General features: G+C 45.7%; 17 protein-coding genes. 12 read left to right on the forward strand and 5 right to left on the reverse strand.

Features of this window, described 5'->3' with window-relative positions:
• Window positions 1-2: 2 nt before the first annotated feature.
• The 9 genes from rpsK to dnaK all read left to right on the forward strand — a co-directional run bounded on the left by rpsK (window position 3) and on the right by dnaK (window position 8229).
• Entirely contained in the window at window positions 3-395 is a 393-nt protein-coding gene (gene rpsK / locus GXP69_RS03735) for a 30S ribosomal protein S11 (RefSeq protein ID WP_137759957.1), read from the forward strand.
• A gap of 22 nt (window positions 396-417) precedes the next feature.
• On the forward strand, window positions 418-1023 hold the full coding sequence (gene rpsD / locus GXP69_RS03740) for a 30S ribosomal protein S4 (RefSeq protein ID WP_163912502.1): 606 nt from the start codon (window positions 418-420) through the stop codon (window positions 1021-1023).
• Window positions 1024-1060: 37 nt separating this feature from the next.
• Entirely contained in the window at window positions 1061-2050 is a 990-nt protein-coding gene (locus GXP69_RS03745; RefSeq protein ID WP_163912504.1) for a DNA-directed RNA polymerase subunit alpha, read from the forward strand.
• Between the two features lie 67 nt (window positions 2051-2117).
• Window positions 2118-2621, forward strand: a complete 504-nt coding sequence (rplQ, locus tag GXP69_RS03750; RefSeq protein WP_163912506.1) for a 50S ribosomal protein L17 — start codon at window positions 2118-2120, stop codon at window positions 2619-2621.
• Between the two features lie 74 nt (window positions 2622-2695).
• Window positions 2696-3817 carry a glutamine-hydrolyzing carbamoyl-phosphate synthase small subunit gene (gene carA / locus GXP69_RS03755; protein WP_163912509.1) on the forward strand — a complete coding sequence of 374 codons (1122 nt, stop codon included), beginning with the start codon at window positions 2696-2698 and terminating at the stop codon, window positions 3815-3817.
• Window positions 3818-3831: 14 nt separating this feature from the next.
• Window positions 3832-5109 carry a phosphopyruvate hydratase gene (gene eno, locus GXP69_RS03760; RefSeq protein ID WP_163912511.1) on the forward strand — a complete coding sequence of 426 codons (1278 nt, stop codon included), beginning with the start codon at window positions 3832-3834 and terminating at the stop codon, window positions 5107-5109.
• A 93-nt stretch (window positions 5110-5202) separates the two neighbouring features.
• Window positions 5203-5502: an FtsB family cell division protein gene (locus tag GXP69_RS03765; protein WP_163912513.1), complete on the forward strand. Its 300-nt coding sequence runs from the start codon at window positions 5203-5205 to the stop codon at window positions 5500-5502.
• Between the two features lie 190 nt (window positions 5503-5692).
• Window positions 5693-6259, forward strand: a complete 567-nt coding sequence (locus GXP69_RS03770; RefSeq protein WP_163912515.1) for a helix-turn-helix domain-containing protein — start codon at window positions 5693-5695, stop codon at window positions 6257-6259.
• A 107-nt stretch (window positions 6260-6366) separates the two neighbouring features.
• A complete protein-coding gene (gene dnaK / locus GXP69_RS03775) occupies window positions 6367-8229 on the forward strand; it encodes a molecular chaperone DnaK (RefSeq protein WP_163912517.1) in 1863 nt (620 codons plus the stop codon).
• A gap of 134 nt (window positions 8230-8363) precedes the next feature.
• Here the strand turns inward: dnaK and GXP69_RS03780 are convergent, their stop codons facing one another.
• Together GXP69_RS03780 and GXP69_RS03785 are read right to left on the reverse strand one after the other, a co-directional pair.
• Window positions 8364-9305 (reverse strand): alpha/beta hydrolase, encoded by a 942-nt coding sequence (locus GXP69_RS03780; RefSeq protein ID WP_163912519.1) that lies wholly within the window; start codon window positions 9303-9305, stop codon window positions 8364-8366.
• A gap of 29 nt (window positions 9306-9334) precedes the next feature.
• Window positions 9335-10402, reverse strand: coding sequence for an Ldh family oxidoreductase (locus GXP69_RS03785; protein ID WP_163912521.1), 1068 nt, complete (start codon window positions 10400-10402; stop codon window positions 9335-9337).
• Between the two features lie 206 nt (window positions 10403-10608).
• Here GXP69_RS03785 and GXP69_RS03790 point away from each other — a divergent pair, with 206 nt between their 5' ends.
• Entirely contained in the window at window positions 10609-13002 is a 2394-nt protein-coding gene (locus tag GXP69_RS03790; RefSeq protein ID WP_163912523.1) for a hypothetical protein, read from the forward strand.
• Window positions 13003-13878: 876 nt separating this feature from the next.
• On the opposite strand, the gene GXP69_RS03795 is transcribed toward GXP69_RS03790, so the two are convergent.
• From GXP69_RS03795 to GXP69_RS03805, 3 genes are read right to left on the reverse strand one after another with little or no spacing between them, the layout of a single operon-like run.
• Window positions 13879-14814, reverse strand: coding sequence for a Ppx/GppA phosphatase family protein (locus GXP69_RS03795; RefSeq protein ID WP_163912525.1), 936 nt, complete (start codon window positions 14812-14814; stop codon window positions 13879-13881).
• Between the two features lie 49 nt (window positions 14815-14863).
• Window positions 14864-15379: a RusA family crossover junction endodeoxyribonuclease gene (locus GXP69_RS03800; protein WP_163912527.1), complete on the reverse strand. Its 516-nt coding sequence runs from the start codon at window positions 15377-15379 to the stop codon at window positions 14864-14866.
• 59 nt (window positions 15380-15438) lie between these two features.
• Window positions 15439-16332, reverse strand: coding sequence for a class I SAM-dependent methyltransferase (locus GXP69_RS03805; protein ID WP_163912529.1), 894 nt, complete (start codon window positions 16330-16332; stop codon window positions 15439-15441).
• Between the two features lie 107 nt (window positions 16333-16439).
• On the opposite strand from GXP69_RS03805, the gene dapF reads away from it, so the two are divergent.
• Window positions 16440-17216, forward strand: coding sequence for a diaminopimelate epimerase (dapF, locus tag GXP69_RS03810; RefSeq protein WP_163912531.1), 777 nt, complete (start codon window positions 16440-16442; stop codon window positions 17214-17216).
• 309 nt (window positions 17217-17525) lie between these two features.
• On the forward strand, window positions 17526-18059 hold the full coding sequence (locus GXP69_RS03815; RefSeq protein ID WP_163912532.1) for a GNAT family N-acetyltransferase: 534 nt from the start codon (window positions 17526-17528) through the stop codon (window positions 18057-18059).
• Window position 18060: the final 1 nt, after the last annotated feature.

The raw sequence follows: 18060 nt of genomic DNA on the forward strand, positions 1-18060 counted from the left end.
TCATGGCTCAGAAAAGAAAAGACAAAGCTAAGAAGCGTGTTGTAGTTGTTGAGGCAACTGGCCAGGTACACATCAAGGCTTCTTTCAACAATATTATTATCTCGGTAACCAATAACGCAGGACAAGTAATATCTTGGGCTTCTGCTGGTAAAATGGGATTCAAAGGTTCTAAGAAGAACACTCCTTACGCTGCACAAATGGCAGCTTCAGATTGCGCAAAGGTTGCTTATGACCTAGGTATGCGTAAAGCTGAAGTTTTTGTAAAAGGCCCAGGTGCAGGTAGAGAGTCCGCCATCCGTACTGTGCAAAATTCAGGTATCGAAGTAACAACTATTAAAGACGTTACTCCACTTCCTCACAACGGATGTCGTCCTCCTAAACGCAGAAGAGTTTAATTTTTAAAGTAGATTAAATAAAATGGCAAGATATACTGGTCCTAAAAGTAAGATCTCAAGAAAGTTTAACGAAGAGATCTTTGGCCCAAGCAAAGCATTAAAAAAGAAAGCTTATCCTCCAGGACAACACGGTCGTGGCCGTCGTAAAAAGCAGTCTGAATATTCTATTCAGCTGACTGAAAAGCAAAAAGCTAAATACATCTATGGTGTATTGGAGAAGCAGTTTGCTAACCTGTTTGAGAAAGCACAGAGAAAAGGTGGTATTGCTGGTGAAAACCTGTTAATCCTCCTGGAATCAAGATTAGACAATACGGTTTATCGTTTAGGTATTGCGCCAACACGCAGAGCTGCACGTCAGCTTGTGCTACATAAGCACATTACTGTTAATGGTAACATCGTAAACATACCTTCCTATAGTTTAAAAGTTGGTGATGTTATAGCTGTTAGAGAGAAGTCTAAGTCTCTTGAGGCCATTACAGCAAGCTTATCTGTTCGTAATGCAAGACAGTTCAGCTGGTTAGAGTGGGATGCAACTGAAATGGCTGGTAAGTTTATTTCTGCCCCTCAGCGCGATCTGATTCCTGAGAAAATCCAGGAGCAGTTAATCGTAGAGCTTTACTCTAAGTAAGCAGCATAATCAATTTTTAACCTTTAACACTGCAAGTATGTCAATATTAGCATTTCAAATGCCAGAGAAGGTTGTAATGGAGAAAGCCGACGACTTTCATGGTTTATTTGAATTTAAGCCGCTTGAAAAAGGTTACGGTGTAACCATCGGTAATGCTCTGCGAAGAATTCTGCTTTCCTCACTAGAAGGATATGCAATAACTAGCGTTCGCATACCTGGTGTACTGCACGAGTTCTCCTCTGTTGAAGGCGTGGTTCAGGATGTTTCTGACATCATACTGAATCTGAAAATGGTTCGCTTTAAGAAAATCAGCGAAGTTATTGATGACAAGATCACGGTGACAATCAATGGTACAGATACTTTCTATGCCGGCGATATCAGCAAGTTTACTTCAAGCTTTGAAGTACTTAACCCTGAGCTTGTGATCTGCAACCTGGATAAGAATATTTCTTTAGAAGTAGAGCTTACTGTTCAGAAAGGCCGTGGTTACGTTCCTGCTGAAGAGAATAAGCCAGCTGACCAGGTGTTCGGTCTTATTGCTATCGACTCTATCTTCACACCGATCAAGAATGTGAAGTTCAGCGTTGAAAACACTCGTGTGGAGCAAAAGACGGACTATGAGAAACTTGTGCTTGAAATTCAGACAGACGGATCAATCCATCCGGAAGAAGCATTGAAAGGAGCAGCAAATATCCTGATCCAACACTTCATGCTTTTCTCTGACAACACAATGACTTTTGAGACGGCTAAGCCAGAAGAGGAAGAGGTAGTAGATGAAGAACTGCTGCATATGCGCAAAGTTCTGAAGACACCACTTCAGGATATGGATTTATCTGTTAGAGCGTACAACTGCTTAAAGGCTGCTGACATTAAAACGCTTGGCGACCTGGTACAGTTAGATATTTCTGACATGATGAAGTTCCGTAACTTCGGTAAGAAATCGTTGACTGAGTTAGAGAACTTAGTACAGGAGAAAGGCCTGACTTTTGGCATGGACCTTTCTAAATATAAATTAGAAGAAGAATAATAACCTACGGCATAATTCCCGATCCCGCAAAGGTTGATCGACGGTATGCACGTGCACAATTAATAAAATGAGACACGGTAAAAAAATCAATCACTTAGGAAGAACTGCTGCTCACCGTAAGGCGATGCTGTCTAACATGGCTGCTTCCCTTATCCTGCAAAAGCGTATTTCTACAACAGTTGCAAAAGCAAAAGCGCTTCGTAAGTATGTAGAGCCTCTTCTAACTAAATCAAAGAACGACACTACGCATTCAAGAAGAACTGTATTCTCTTATCTTCAGGAGAAAGGCGCAGTTAAAGAACTTTTTGATGAAGTAGCTGGCAAAATTGCAAACAGACCGGGTGGTTACACTCGTATCCTTAAAACTGGCTATAGATTGGGTGACAACGCAGAAATGTGTGTTATCGAACTGGTAGACTACAACGAGGATATGCTGGCAACAACTGGTACGACTGGTGCTAAGAAAACGCGTCGTCGTGGTGGTGCTAAGAAAAAAGCAGAAGGTGCTGCTGAAGCTCCAAAAGCTGCTGAAACTGATGCAACTGCTGAAGGCACAAAAGATGCTGAATAAGCACATTCTTTGAAATATTTTAAAGGGACATGACGTAAGTCGTGTCCCTTTTTTATGTTTGTAAAAATTTCGAGATGAAAAAACATACCGCTACAGAAGCCATCCTTCTATTGGAAGATGGTACAATTTATAAAGGAAAGAGCCTGGGCAAAATAGGCACATCCGGTGGTGAGCTTTGCTTTAATACCGGTATGACTGGCTACCAGGAAATATTTACTGATCCATCCTACTATGGTCAGATGGTTGTTAACACGGTGTCGCATGTTGGTAACTATGGCGTAATACCTTCAGAAGTAGAGTCTGATAAAGTGCAGATCAGCGGACTGGTTTGTAAAGATTTTTCGCATTTTTTCTCACGCAAAACTGCTGAAGGATCTCTGCAGGACTATTTTGAAAAGGCAGGTATAGTTGGGATTTGCGAGATTGATACAAGAGCACTGGTTCGTCACATTCGCGATAAGGGTGCAATGAATGCAATTGTGTCATCTGAAATAACGGATGTGGAAGAATTGCGTAAGAAGCTGGCTGAAGTGCCATCTATGACAGGACTGGAGCTTTCGTCTAAAGTAAGTACACCTGATACGTATGAGCTGAAGCCGGAAGATGTCAAGTACAGAGTAGCTGTGCTTGACCTAGGGGTTAAACGCAATAGTTTGCATAACTTTATGCAGCGTGGTTGTGAAGTAAAGGTATTCCCTTATAACACGCCATTCGAGGAAATGGAGAAATGGAATCCCGATGGATACTTTATTTCAAACGGACCTGGAGACCCAGCTGCCACACAGGTTGCTGTTGATAGCGTAAAGCAAATACTGGAGAAGGAAAAGCCGATGTTCGGTATATGCATGGGACACCAGATGTTGGCGCATGCCAACGGGGTACCAACTTACAAGATGCACAATGGTCACAGGGGACTTAACCATCCGGTAAAAAACCTGGTAACTGGTAAGAGTGAAATTACAAGCCAGAATCATGGATTTGTAGTAGATGCTGAGCACCTTAAAAACCATCCGGAGCTGGAAGTAACGCACATTAACCTGAATGATAATACCATTGAAGGAATGCGCATGAAAAACAAGCCAGCTTTTTCAGTACAATATCACCCGGAATCATCTCCGGGGCCACATGATTCAGAATATCTTTTCGATGACTTTGTGGCACTTCTAGAGAAAAGTAAAAATCAAGTAAAACTATAGTTAAAAACAAACCAATGAGCTTAATCACAGATATCAAAGCAAGACAGATCTTTGATTCGAGAGGTAATCCTACTGTTGAAGTAGATGTAATCACTGAAAGCGGCATTTTGGGCCGTGCTGCTGTTCCATCTGGTGCATCAACCGGTGTACACGAAGCTGTAGAGCTACGCGATGGCGACAAGAGCAAGTACATGGGTAAAGGTGTGCTGCAGGCTGTTGAAAACGTGAACGGTAAAATTGCAGAAGAGCTTGTTGGTTTCCCTGTATTTGAGCAGAATCTGCTTGATAAGATCATGATAGAGCTAGATGGCTCTGATAACAAGGCTAACCTGGGTGCAAATGCAATTCTTGGTGTATCGCTGGCAATAGCCCGTGCAGCTGCACAGGAGTTGAACATGCCGCTTTACCGCTATGTAGGTGGTGTAAACGCAAATACACTGCCAGTGCCAATGATGAATATCCTGAACGGTGGCAGCCATGCTGATAACTCCATCGATTTCCAGGAGTTTATGATCATGCCGGTTGGTGCCCCTTCTTTCTCAGAAGCATTGCGTATGGGCTCTGAAGTTTTCCATCACCTGAAAAATGTACTGAAGAAAAAAGGACTTTCTACAAACGTAGGTGACGAGGGTGGTTTTGCACCAAACATTGCATCTAACGTGGAAGCTATTGAAGTGGTATTGCAGGCAATTGAAGCTGCTGGTTACAAGCCAGGCGATGACATGATGATTGCTATGGATGCAGCCAGCTCAGAATTCTATGATGCGTCTACAGGTCTTTATACTTTCAAGAAGTCAACCGGCGATAAACTGACGTCTTCGGACATGGTAAGTTACTGGAAAGAATGGACTGAAAAATACCCGATCATCTCTATTGAAGATGGTATGGCAGAAGATGACTGGGCAGGTTGGAAGGAGCTTACTGATACGATTGGTAAGAATGTACAGCTTGTTGGCGACGATCTGTTTGTAACAAACGTGAAGCGTCTGCAGCAAGGCATTGACCAGGGCGTAGCTAACTCTATCCTGATCAAAGTTAACCAGATTGGTACGCTGACCGAAACTATAAACGCTATTAACTTAGGCCTGCGTCATGGTTATAAGAGCGTAATGAGCCACCGTTCCGGAGAAACAGAAGATAACACGATTGCTGATTTGGCCGTGGCACTTAACACAGGACAGATCAAAACGGGTTCTGCTTCGCGTTCAGACCGTATGGCAAAATACAACCAACTGATCCGCATCGAAGAGGAGCTTGGTGAGATAGCGTATTATCCTGGTCGTAAGTTCTAAAATCCTATCTTCTAAAATATTTATTGCTAAGGCTGTGGGTTATATGATCCACAGCCTTATTTTTGTGTAAGTACCCTCTAGTCTCAGTTTTCTATGATCAAGCGCATTCCGAAGTTTTTTCGCAGTTTCTATTTTATCACTACCGCCTTGTTTGTAGTGTGGATGCTCTTTTTCGACTCAAACGACTTTATTACGCAATACAGGATGAGCAGACAGCTCAGTGACCTGGAAACCGTAAAAGAAGGTTACCTGGAGAAAATGGAAGAGGTGGTGAAAGACCGCAATGCATTAATGGGAAATCCTGACCTGCTGGAAAAGTACGCCCGCGAAAAATACCTGATGAAGCGCCCGAACGAAGACGTGTTTATTATAGTGCCCAAGAAAGAGAAGTAAGCTATAGTTTGAATCAAAATTTGCGGGTTATAAATAAGGCTGTTCCTGGGAGCAGCTTTTTTGTTTATAAAGATGCCAATTAAAGCTCACAAACGGCGTTCAGACTCAAATGTCGTAAAAGTGTCATACTAAAACCGCTATCAATAAGTATTTTAAGGGAGTAGTATTGCCTAAATAAACTATAGCAATAATGACGACGCTAGGACAAAGAATCTTTGAGATCAGGAAACGCAAAGGATTAAGCCAGGAAGAGCTATCGGAGAAGGCAGGCATTAACCTAAGAACACTACAGCGCATTGAGAAAGGAGAGACCGAACCACGCGGCTATACATTAAAATCTGTTTGCCAGGCGTTGGGTGTGGACGTTGAAGAAGTTTACGACTATAATAAGGAAGCTGATAAAAGTGTGCTCCTGTTAATGCACTTATCTGCACTTACTTACCTGATGATTCCGCTGGGCAATATCATTCTCCCATTAATTATATGGGTTACACAGAAAAGAAAAGTGCTGCATGTGCATGAGCAGGGAATCGCGTTGCTAAATTTCCAGATAACATGGTCGCTGCTGACGTATCCGCTTATAGCTGTATTCGTCTGGATGAAGCTTATGCATTATCCTGGAGTGAAATATGGACTTTATTTCTACCTGATATTATATTTTCTGAATGCACTTAATGTAGTAAGAGTCTGTATCCTGATCAGCAGAGGCTCCGGTAGCCAACTATATCCGCTTGCATTCGGGATTCTGAAACCGTAACGACAGTCATAAACCTGCATATCACTTAATCCCTGCCTAAATAATTCGTAACTTTGTGCTATTGGGCTGTCACTTTAAAGTGGCAGCTAAACCTAAGTAACGATACGATGGCAAAAGTTGCAATAAATCTTTCAACCGGCTCTATTCAGCAGGAAGAAGTTATAGTTGGTATAGATCTGGGCACAACCAACAGTCTGGTGGCCTACATCCATCCTGAAGATAAAAAACCAATCGCTATTAATGATCAGGGGCGTGGTACTATAGTACCATCTGTGGTGCATTTTACCCAAACCGGCGAAACTATAGTTGGCACTGAGGCGAAAGATTACCTGACCACTGACCCGGCCAATACCATTTACTCGGTAAAGCGCCTGCTGGGCAAATCATACAAAGATGTTGGGGAGCATACAGATTATTTTGGCTACAAAATAATAGATGACGACAGCGAAGGGCTGGTTAAAATACGGGTAGGCGACAAATTCTTTTCACCTATTGAGCTTTCGGCAGAGATACTACGGGAATTGCGCGAAAGGGCAGAGCACTCGCTTAAAACGCCTGTAAACCGTGCTGTAATTACTGTACCAGCATATTTTAACGACTCGCAGCGACAGGCAACCCGCGATGCCGGCAAACTGGCCGGACTGGAGGTGCTGCGCATTGTAAACGAACCAACTGCTGCTGCGCTGGCGTATGGCATTGGCATTGACCCGAACGAAGAGAAAACAGTTGCAGTTTACGACCTGGGTGGCGGTACTTTTGATATCTCGATCCTGAGCATTCATCAGGGCATCTTCGAAGTGCTGTCAACGCACGGCGACACCTACCTGGGTGGCGATGACTTTGATCGCGCCATTATCAACTATTGGATACAAAATAATCAGCTGATTGCTGATACTATAAATCAAGACAAGAGCCTGCAGCAGGAACTTCGCTTAAAGGCCGAAGAAGCTAAAAGAACCCTGAGCTCGCAGCCGATTTACACAGCAACTATAAACGGAACTATAGATTGCCACATAGAGCGCCATACGTTTGAAACTTTGATCGCACCTATAGTTGCACGAACGATAGAAAGCTGCCGCCAGGCCATGACCGATGCCAAACTACAGCCTGAGCAGATTGATGCCGTGATTATGGTGGGTGGCTCAACACGTGTGCCGATGGTATATGATGGCGTGTCGGAGTTCTTTGGTAAAGCTGCCAATAATTCGCTGAATCCGGATGAGGTAGTATCGCTGGGCGCGGCCATACAAGCTGACATATTGGCCGGTAACCGTAAAGATATTCTGCTGCTGGACGTAACCCCACTAACCTTAGGCATTGAAACAATGGGCGGGTTGATGGATTCTATCATCCCGAGAAACTCTAAAATACCAACCAAAGCAGGCCGCCAGTATACCACTTCGGTAGACGGACAGGTGAACATGAAGATTTCTGTTTACCAGGGGGAGCGCGACTTAGTAAAAGAGAACCGTAAACTGGCAGAGTTCGACCTGAAAGGTATACCTGCCATGCCGGCTGGCTTCCCGAAAGTAGATGTGAATTTCATTCTGAATGCTGACGGTATCCTGAAAGTGGAAGCTATTGAGCTTCGCTCCGGTGTGCGCCAGGAAGTGGAAGTGAAACCACAATATGGCTTAACTGATGAGCAGGTAGAGCAGATGCTGATGGACTCTATCACGCACGCTAAAGAAGACGTTTCTACCCGTATGGTGATCGAAGCCCGCACAACAGCAGAGCAGATGATTTACCAGGTAGAGCGCTTTGTAGAGAAGAACGGCGAGCACCTTACTGCCGAAGAAATAGAGCTGACCAGAACCAATGTGCAGAACCTGAAAAACGTGCTGGACAGTGGTGATAAGGATGCGATCCTGAAAGCCGTGGATATTCTGGAAGAACAGACGAGCCCGTTTGCAGAACGCGTCATGCAAATCTCAATTAAACAAGCCATGACGGGCAAGAAGATTGAGTAATTACAACTATAGCGCGGGCATTCACGCTCGTGACGAACTATAGTCGGGCCTCTGGCCCGATATACTATAAAACAGAATCGCCGGCAACTATAAATTGCCGGCGATTCTGTTTTATAGTTGCTGGCCTATGTGCCTTATTTCAAGTGCAGTTTTAACCAAGCTATAGTTTGCTCGACATCCAGTATAGACCACGAGTGCGGATTAACAGTACCATCGGTACGGCGGCCTTTGCCTGCTGTAAGAACGAGTTGAGCTTGTTGGTTGCCCATGCTTTGCAGGTCAGCAATCATACTCATGCAGTCAGCAGTGTTCAGGTCGTATAGATCGCGGTGGTTTGTGTTAAACTGGTTAATGGCATCTGGTTCTGAAAACAAAAGTACAGGCAGCTGTTTCAGTGGTTTAATAGCGGTATTTGCTGTGTCGGAATAAGCATAGGGAGAGATGGTGTAGAATTTCTCCGGGTTTTGTACTGGAGTAGCACCGAAATCCTGCTGAAGCAGTAACTGCATATACTGCAGCATTTGCTTGGCCCTCGGCGACTGATCACGTTGAACAGCCTTCAGTACACTACGCTCAAAACGTTCCATATCCAGCAGCGGGTCCACGGCAAAAAGAGCAGACACTTTTGGACCAGCAGAAGTAGCCAAACTATACTCTGCGAATTTAACAGCTGTTGTGCCACCCATCGAGAAACCGCCAACCGCTAACTTCTTATCCTTCAGCTTATATTTCTTCTGCAGGTCCTGCACTAACTGCGCAATCCGCTGTTGTTTGGCATCCGTTAAATATAACCCGGCATTACCGTCTATCACAGCTATAGCTACCACGTATCCGGCTCTCGTCGCAGCCATCGAGAAGGTCGTTTCCTTTAGCACGTCAGCAGGAGTCTCTCCAAAACCTGGGAACAGCAGTACCATGCCAGCTGGCCTTCCTTTTTCAGGCTGAATAACCAAGGTATAGTTACGGGCAGTATCAGCTATAGCAGCAGTATAAAAGCGTTCTGTTTTCTGTGCCGTTGCCGTTGTTATAGTTGCAAGCAAGCAAAGCATTAGCAGCCACCGGAGGGATAGATTCATGGCTTTATAGTTGGTGCTATAGTTTTAGTTTAAAACTTAATGCCAAGCTTCTTACCTAACTTCTCCAAATCTTCGGCCACAGGGTCCAGCAACGGAATACCTTCTTTGAGTCGGATTTCGGTCATTTCTCGTTCCGGGTCGCCGGGGATAAGCACAGCCTTCTCGCCTTTTTTGGTTTTGGCAGCTCTGAAGGTTTCTATCCAGCGGTCCATGTTCTCTTTAAATTCATCGGCAGGGCGGAAGGCATCAATACGCATCGCTCCCAAAAAGTGGCCTATTCCTTTCCCAACCGGATCGGCAGGCGGGTTAAGGAACGCTACAAACGGCGGCACCCACGGGCCATAGTTTGCACCCGACAGCACAGCCGAGAAAATATCAACTATAGATGCCAGTGCATATCCTTTGTGACTGCCGTGTGTCAGGTCTGAGCCGAGCGGGAGCAAAGCGCCACCGTCTTTCAGTTCATTGGCATTATCGGTATCATCGCCCTCGGCGGTTTGAATCCAGCCAACAGGTGCTTTTTTATTTTTGCGCTGCAGTATCTCCAGTTTACCGTTAGCGGCCGATGCCGTGGCAAAGTCGGCTACAAAAGGTGGTTGTTTATGAGTTGGTACAGCTACAGCGATCGGGTTGGTGCCAAGCATGCGGTCTACAGAGTGCGTCGGGGCAACCAGTGGGCTGGCGTTAGTCATGGCTAGTCCAATCATATCGGAGCTCAGTGCTTCCATGGCGTGGTAACCGGCAATACCAAAATGGTTGGAGTTACGCACCGATACCCAGCCCGTACCTACTTTCTCTGCTTTCTCAATGGCAATATCCATGGCCTTAGGTGCAATTACCAAACCTAAACCACCATCGCCGTCTACCGTGGCAGTGCTTGGCGTTTCGTGCACAATCTGCATATTGGGGTTTGGGTTGATGCGGCCAGCTTCCCACAGGCGAACATAGCCACTCAAACGGGCCACGCCATGCGAGTCTACACCGCGCAAATCGGCTTCCAGTAAAACTTCGGCTGCAAGCTTGGCATCTTTGGGCGGGCAGCCGATAGCTAAAAATATTTCGTTCGTGAAATCGAACAAGTGACGATAGGTATACATGAATTCTGAGTTGCGATAATCAAACGTGGCAAATTACTAAATTCTGTTGCCAAACACTCAGTAAAATCTGTGTTTATAGTTGTAGCACACAGTACTATAGTTGCGTGGTGGCCTGCAAGTATGTATTTTTTTATATACTTTTAAGCCGGCTTAAGATTGTGGAACAGATTTTGTTTTCTGCACCTTAGGCTAATGATATTCTTTCTATGATACGAGCTATACTTTCTGTTTTCTTATTGTTTGCCGCTGTTGCAGTTCAGGCGCAGACTAAACTCATTTTTGAAGAAACTACCCCGGAAGCGTACCTGATGAAGTATAGCACCACGGGAGGTAGTAGCCAGACATACCTGAACACGCTTATAAATCTCCTGAAGGAAGGGGATGTGAAAAAGAACGGTGGCCGACCCTCAGCACGCACTCCGGAGTTTGTGGTACGCATGGAGCAGCAGGCCCGAATTGCTGATGCCGGCGACAAACTGCAACTGAAAGTACAGCTCAGCAAGATCAGCGTAAACAGCGATGTTTCTTACAAAGGCTTTGGTGTAGAGGATGTGCTGCTGCCGGAAATGCTGAACGTGAAAGTGAAACTGCTTGACGGCAAAAAGAAAGAGCTTCAGACATTTAACCTGACCAACATCCCTTTTAAAAAAGAAGGCTTTACCCTGCTGGATGTAACCATACCTGATACCACCAAAACTGCCCCAAACTATAGTTTAGTGGTGGAAGCCAAGGGATTGAACTATACAGCTGCCAGCGTAAGTAAATTCAGAAATTACCTGGGTCTGATTGGTGATTATTATGCAGCCGATGCAACTATAACTCGTGCGCTTCAGGATATCAACCTTATTCAGCCGGAAGATGTAGACCGCATCAGTCAGCATAACCACAACCTGCGACAGATGGAGGATATGTACAAGCGCCTGAAAGAGCAGAATTATAAAGAGAAACTGAACCTGCGCCTGTACGACCCGCAACGCCTCGACCAGAAAATGACTGACCTGAACCGCCTGATGCAGGAACGCCGCCGTGCCGTAGACTATGCGCTCAGCACTATGGATCTGCAGTTCTTTAACAAAGGGATGAGCCTGGTTGCAAACGGGAACACCAATGCTGCACGGTCTTATTTTGAGAAATCGCTTGGGGTGAACGCTAAATTTGCTCCATCGCACCTGCAGCTGGCCCGCCTGGATTTTATAAACGGCTACCTGAACGAAGCCACTGCCCGCATACTGGATGTACTTACCCGCATGCGCATTGACCCGGAAACCCGCCAGATGCTGCAGGTACTTGCGCACGATATTTATGGTGCCCACATGAGCCAGGGCCATAACCTGACAAACCGCGGCGATTACAATGCAGCGCTGCATGCTTTTGGCTCTGCACGTGAGCTATGTAAAACAGTAAGTGGTTTAGGTTGTAACATGCCTGCCCTGCGCGATGGTGAAGGCCGTGCTGCCAATGGCATTTACCGAAACATTATTGCTGAAGGAAAGCGCGAGCTAACCCGTAACAACATAGCGCAGGCAGATAGATTAGCAGAGGAGGCACTACGCTTCCAGAGTGATTACAGAGATGTGCTGCCACAGCCAACTGAAGCCATTGAACTACAGAACCAGGTAAAATACACCTATTATGTTGAGCATATTGACAAAGGAAAAAGCTACCTGAATAGTAAGAACTATGGTGCTGCTTTAAGTCAGTTTGATGCTGCGCTGGACCTGGAGGCTGCCTATAGTTTCAGAGAGATTCCGGAACTGGATGCGCTGGCTAAGCGTGCTGCCAAACCGGTGCTGCTGGCCGAGCTACAGACCGGCTACGAGCAGGCAATGCGCAACCAGTTAGTCGATGCACGCGCCTTGGCCTCAAAAGCAATTGCCATGCAGGGCCGTTACGGGCTGGATAAAGATGCCGAAGTGATTAGCAAATATAACCTGCTCCGCGACCGCATTGTAACCCAGGAATGCCAGAATGCACAGTACGCTTACGATGAGCACGTACAAAACGCAAAACAGCTGGCCCGCAACAAACAATACCTGGCCGCCGACAAAGCTTATCTGTCAGCACTTGGTGTAGCTTCCGATAACACCATCTGCCAGCTCGCCGACTTTACAGCAAAAGATGGTCGTGAAGCCATATTACCAGCGGTGCGTTACCAGCAAATGTTGGAAGATGTGAATCGTTTTGTAGCAAGTGGCAGGTACACCGAAGCGTTGCAAACTTACAACCAGGCCGAGAAGCACTATAAGGCCTACGAAGTAAACCGTTTTGGCCTGAACCATATTTCGCTTTACAACTACGCCCACGAAACGACAAAGCTGCCCTTCACAGCTGAAGTGGTGCAATATTATGCCAGCCTGGGTGAAGAAGAAGTTGCCATCAGTTTGTTAACTATCTTACTGCAGAAGGATTACAAGAACCGAAAAACAAAGAGTGTACAGGAGCAACTGGGCAAGCAGCTCGCCGCTCAGGATGTACAGCTAGGTCTTAAAGATGCTGCATCAGCCCTGGCCATGAAGCATACTAATAATAACCGCGACCTGAAGAAGCTGCGTAAAGCTTATGAGAAAGAAAGGAAGCGTTTAGCGAAAGCAAAAGTTTAAAGTCACAAAGGCAGGAGAATATTCTGCCTTTGTGGTTTGTGTGATACTTGGTTAGATGCCACCCTGGTTGATAGAGGATGCTATTGTTTCCATACTCTGGCATTTCAAGCGAAGTCGAGAAATATATCTCAGGCTATAGTTGATGATATGCTAAATCTGGTGTTGGTCCAACCACCCCTAACCCCTCCTTATCCAAGTAGGGGAGCTTCTGCATCTACTATAGTTGGAGCTATGAGTTGACTATAGTTGCTACTTGCTACAAGCAGTTTATGCTATAGTTAGCTGTTATCCTGGGAGTTTTACCAGCCTACAGTTGCTATAGATGCTTTGGTGCGCTCACGGCGGGGGTAGGGGCCCTCTTTAAGCGGGGCCTCGTCCTGGGCATTGCGCGGTGAACATTTCCTTTGCTCGTGCCTCGCAATACCTACGGTACCAAAAAACTACAAGGCGCTCAACCCAAAGACTGAGATCAATTCGATAGCTATAGTTCTAATTGTTTTAATAACTATAGTTGCTTGGCCTTTCCGTGGTTGTAATTCCTTGGGGCAGGCTGCGACCTGTCCGCTCTTGGTCTGTAACTAAAGAACAATAGTTCTTGCTTAAGCTATAGCAGAATACTCCCCTCTTGGGAGGGGAGGGTTAATTCCTAACTATAGAACTATAGTCTAAATTATAGCAATAGCCGTATAGACCCCCTTCGAAGGGGGGAGGGGGATGACTAACACCAACTATAGAACAATAGCAAAAGCTAACGCAAATCGCCCGCAAGATCCTTTCAGGATGACAAAAAGAGAAAAGCACACTATAGAACGGCAGGCTATAAACAATAATCTAATCCTGAAAATCCATTAATCCTGAAAATCCTGATTCAGACAGCTATTTCTTCAGCATCTGCTGCAACACACCTTCTTTCAGCGCATACGACGATACCCGAATCTCTTGCAGCTTATAGTTTTCCAGTACAAAGTCTACAGCTATAGTTGCCAGTACGATCATATCTACACGCATTTCCAGCATGCCGGGGATGGCTAGGCGTTCGTCGTGGGTTTTGTGAAGCAGGTCTTTGTAGATACTATAGAAATCAGCTATCGCCAGTTTGGAAGCCGGCGGTATAGTTTGCTGGCGTGAGGTATCGCCTTTATGCAATGCATCTATGTCACAAAGTGTGTCGAAGGTGCCGGATGAACCTACGAGTATAGTTGGTTTATAGGTGGCTACGGCTTCGGTAAGGGGTTGTAGCTTTTCAGCTAAATAAGCTTTTTCGGCGGCTATACTTTCGGCGGGTATCGGATCGGCGGTAAAGAACTGGTCCATCAGGCGCTGGGCTCCGATTTCGAAGCTGCGTTTCCATAAGATTTCCCGGTTGTTGCAAAGGATAAACTCCACGCTGCCGCCGCCAATATCCATGAGCAGGGCGGTTTGTTCGTCCAGCACGCCGGCGAAGCGCACACCGTAATAGATCAGTTCGGCTTCGCGGGCACCGTCTATTACTTCTACTTCAATGTCGGTTTGCTTGTAGATATCCTTTACAAAATCGTCGCCGTTAGCTGCGTTGCGCACCATGCTGGTTGCCATGGCCCGAACCGTTTCAGCGCCATGTTCATCAATCACCTTCCGGAAATCTTTCAGTGTTTTCAGGGCGCGCTCGTAGGCTTCAGGTGCAATGTTGCCGTTGCTGATGCCGCCCTGGCCTAAACGCACCGGTACTTTGGTTTTATACAGGTCGCGCAACTGCCCCTGCTCATTCACTTCCGTTACCAGCAAGTGAAATGTATTCGTACCCATATCGATCAGTGCAAGGCGGTTGTTCATATGTAGCTAAATATAGTTTTTAAAAGTGCAGTGTTAACTAATGGTTTTTTCACTTATTCTCTTTGAATAAGTAGATGTCATCAATAAAGCCTCTTCTGTTTGCAGTTAATTTAGTGATTCCAATAAGCAAACTATCGACCTTCATTGGATGAATACTTTTATTAACAATTAAGCTTGATACCTGTGAATCATCTTCAAAGACTATGTCATTTAAAGAATCCAGAATTGTTTTTGCAATGTTGTCAACATCTACTTGTTTAAACCGACTTTCAGACATTGTAACACTTAAAACAATTTCAACTTCGTAAGGCTTTTGGATTTTATTGTCTTCTCTAAAATAGCCTTTAGCGAGTTTCTGTATTAAATTCTTGAAATCTTGGATAGACTGGCTGTCAGGATTTTTAATATAGAAGTCCTTCAGGATTTCTTCACCACCATCATCATTAACTATAGCTACATTTATTGGCTTATACTTGTCTTGATTTGTCCGTACTTGCACTTTACCAAAATATCCAAACAGATAATCAAGCTTAGGATTTTGATGAAATATAACACTGTCTGACATAGGTGCGGCCTTTATAAAGTGTGGTTAACTAATCAATTTCAAATTTTAATTTATTAGTATTACCTCCCCACCGAAGTAAACCTAAAGAAAGTACCCAAAGGCAATTTCCGTTCACCGCTATCGTGCAGGTATAGTTCGCCGAGCTCTTCGTTCTTCACCATCTCCCCAAACGTACCGCGCATCAGGTTGTCAAGTACCATCGCCGAGAAGCCCATCGAGTATAGGTTTATCAGCAGGAAATAATCGGTGCCGTCCAGCATTTCGCGGCAGAGCTTTATCATTTCGTTCAGTTCGTCTTCCAGTTGCCATTTTTCGCCGTTCGGGCCGCGACCGTAGCTTGGCGGGTCAAGTATAATGCCGTTATACTTGTTGCCACGTTTCACTTCGCGGCGGGCATATTTCATGGCATCTTCCACGATCCAGCGCACGTTGTCCAGGTTGCTGGCTTCCATGTTGTCGCGGGCCCAGAAGTTAACCTGCTTTATAGAGTCCAGGTGGGTTACGTCGGCACCGGCAGCTTTGGCAGCTAATGTGGCAGCACCGGTGTAGGCAAACATGTTCAGTACTTTGGGCTGCGGGGTTTTAAGCTTGCGGGTTGTGTCGTAAATAAATTTCCAGTTAGCATCCTGCTCCGGAAACAGGCCCACGTGCTTAAACGACGACAAACCCAACCGGAAACGCAGCTTCAGTCCGTTATACTTATAGTTGATGAACCACTGCTCCGGCATTCCTTTCTTCAATTTCCACTGGCCTTTTTCCTGGCTGCCTTTGTCGCGGGTAAACACGGCGTTGGCCATACGCTGCCATTCCTGCTCGGGCAGGTGCTTATCCCAGATGGCCTGCGGCTCGGGGCGCGCTACGTAATACTGGCCAAAACGCTCCAGTTTTTCAAAGTTGCCACTATCCACTAATTCGTAATCGGCCCAGTTTTCTGTTGTAAGAAAGGAATACATATCTTTGTCGTTTATTTCAGGCGCAGCGCCTATAAGGTGGTAAAATTACGCATTATCTGCCACACCTTAATAGGGCACGAACCTGCAGTTTTAATTGTTTCAGATACATGGCAATCAGTTTTTACAAATACCAGGGCACCGGCAACGATTTCGTGATGATCGATAACCGGAAAATGACTTTCCCGGGCGAGAATGAAGCGTTGGTAAAACACCTTTGCGACCGCCGCGTGGGCGTTGGCGCCGATGGACTAATACTATTACAGGACCACCCGGACTACGATTTCGAGATGGTATACTACAATGCCGATGGCCGTGTAGGATCTATGTGCGGAAACGGAGCGCGCTGCACCGTACGTTTTGCCCGCCAACTAGGCGTGATAGAAGACGTAGCCTGCTTTTTAGCAGCTGACGGCGAGCACCAGGCCAGCGTAGAGCGCGACCTGATCCAGTTGAAAATGAACGACGTGCAGGGTGTGGAAAGAATTGGCAACGATTATTACCTGAATACCGGCTCGCCACACTACATTCGGTTTGTAGAGGATGTGCAAACTATAGATGTGTTTGAGGAAGGGCGCGCTATCCGTTACAACGACCGTTTTGCAGCAGAAGGTACCAACGTGAACTTTGTCCAGAAGTTAAGCGACAACGAGATTTTTGTGCGCACCTACGAACGCGGTGTGGAAGACGAGACACTGTCGTGCGGAACAGGCGTAACTGCTGCGGCCTTAGTGGCAGGACTGGAAGGCATGCAGAGCCCGGTAAAAGTTAAAGTGCTGGGCGGCGAGCTGGAAGTAGCTTTCAAACAAACCGATGCAGATACCTTCAAATACATTTACCTGATCGGCCCGGCAAAGCCAGTTTTCAACGGTTCGGTTGCGGTTTAAACTATAGATAAGATGCTGGTGCGAGCTTGCAGCTCGTACTCTTATTTAGGTACAAACTTAGCATCATTATAAAGCAAGGATTACAAATCCGCGCCAGCGAACAAAGCAACTGTAGAACTATAGCTCCAACTATAGCCTATAGCTCCAACTATAGCAAAAGCCTGAATCCCCTCCTGGGAGGGGAAGGGGTGGGTTAAATACAGCATTAAACTTGGCTCCAACTATAAAACAAGACTCTCAGCAACTATAAATTGTTGAGAGTCTTTTCTTTTTTATGTAGCTTGTCTTATAGAACAAAAGTTTACGCCTGTGTTTCTGAAAACAGACCAAACGTACCTGCGTGCCCTTGAGCCTACAGACCTTGATTTCCTGTACACGCTGGAGAATGATACAACTGTGTGGCATGTGGGAAACACATTAACGCCTTACTCCAAATTTGTGCTGGAGCAGTACCTCGAGAATGCTGCCCTCGACATCTACACCGTAAAGCAACTTCGCCTGGTTATTTGTAACACTGAGAATAAAGCCATCGGCGCCATCGACCTCTATGATTTTGATCCGTTGCACCGCCGTGCCGGAATTGGCATTGTAATTACAGCCGAGTACCGGGGCAATGGCCATGCATCCGACGCTTTGGAACTGCTCCTGAATTACTGCCGTGATACATTAAAACTTCATCAGGTTTACTGCTCGGTTACTTCCACCAACCTGCCAAGTATTCACCTTTTCACAAAAGCCGGTTTTGCCCAGGTAGGCATCCGCAAAGAGTGGTTTTTAACGCCCGATGGCTGGGAAGATGTAGTGGAAATGCAGCAGCTATTAAACAGCAAACCTAAACTATAGC

This window comes from Pontibacter burrus (assembly GCF_010686685.1).
GTDB classification, from domain to species: Bacteria; Bacteroidota; Bacteroidia; order Cytophagales; family Hymenobacteraceae; genus Pontibacter; species Pontibacter burrus.

What these genes read in the sequence shown, in the direction of transcription:
- rpsK (WP_137759957.1), top strand. Translation starts at nt 3, where the DNA reads ATGGCTCAGAAAAGAAAAGACAAAGCTAAGAAGCGTGTTGTAGTTGTT.
- rpsD (WP_163912502.1), top strand. Translation starts at nt 418, where the DNA reads ATGGCAAGATATACTGGTCCTAAAAGTAAGATCTCAAGAAAGTTTAAC.
- GXP69_RS03745 (WP_163912504.1), top strand. Translation starts at nt 1,061, where the DNA reads ATGTCAATATTAGCATTTCAAATGCCAGAGAAGGTTGTAATGGAGAAA.
- rplQ (WP_163912506.1), top strand. Translation starts at nt 2,118, where the DNA reads ATGAGACACGGTAAAAAAATCAATCACTTAGGAAGAACTGCTGCTCAC.
- carA (WP_163912509.1), top strand. Translation starts at nt 2,696, where the DNA reads ATGAAAAAACATACCGCTACAGAAGCCATCCTTCTATTGGAAGATGGT.
- eno (WP_163912511.1), top strand. Translation starts at nt 3,832, where the DNA reads ATGAGCTTAATCACAGATATCAAAGCAAGACAGATCTTTGATTCGAGA.
- GXP69_RS03765 (WP_163912513.1), top strand. Translation starts at nt 5,203, where the DNA reads ATGATCAAGCGCATTCCGAAGTTTTTTCGCAGTTTCTATTTTATCACT.
- GXP69_RS03770 (WP_163912515.1), top strand. Translation starts at nt 5,693, where the DNA reads ATGACGACGCTAGGACAAAGAATCTTTGAGATCAGGAAACGCAAAGGA.
- dnaK (WP_163912517.1), top strand. Translation starts at nt 6,367, where the DNA reads ATGGCAAAAGTTGCAATAAATCTTTCAACCGGCTCTATTCAGCAGGAA.
- GXP69_RS03780 (WP_163912519.1), bottom strand. Translation starts at nt 9,305, where the DNA reads ATGAATCTATCCCTCCGGTGGCTGCTAATGCTTTGCTTGCTTGCAACT.
- GXP69_RS03785 (WP_163912521.1), bottom strand. Translation starts at nt 10,402, where the DNA reads ATGTATACCTATCGTCACTTGTTCGATTTCACGAACGAAATATTTTTA.
- GXP69_RS03790 (WP_163912523.1), top strand. Translation starts at nt 10,609, where the DNA reads ATGATACGAGCTATACTTTCTGTTTTCTTATTGTTTGCCGCTGTTGCA.
- GXP69_RS03795 (WP_163912525.1), bottom strand. Translation starts at nt 14,814, where the DNA reads ATGAACAACCGCCTTGCACTGATCGATATGGGTACGAATACATTTCAC.
- GXP69_RS03800 (WP_163912527.1), bottom strand. Translation starts at nt 15,379, where the DNA reads ATGTCAGACAGTGTTATATTTCATCAAAATCCTAAGCTTGATTATCTG.
- GXP69_RS03805 (WP_163912529.1), bottom strand. Translation starts at nt 16,332, where the DNA reads ATGTATTCCTTTCTTACAACAGAAAACTGGGCCGATTACGAATTAGTG.
- dapF (WP_163912531.1), top strand. Translation starts at nt 16,440, where the DNA reads ATGGCAATCAGTTTTTACAAATACCAGGGCACCGGCAACGATTTCGTG.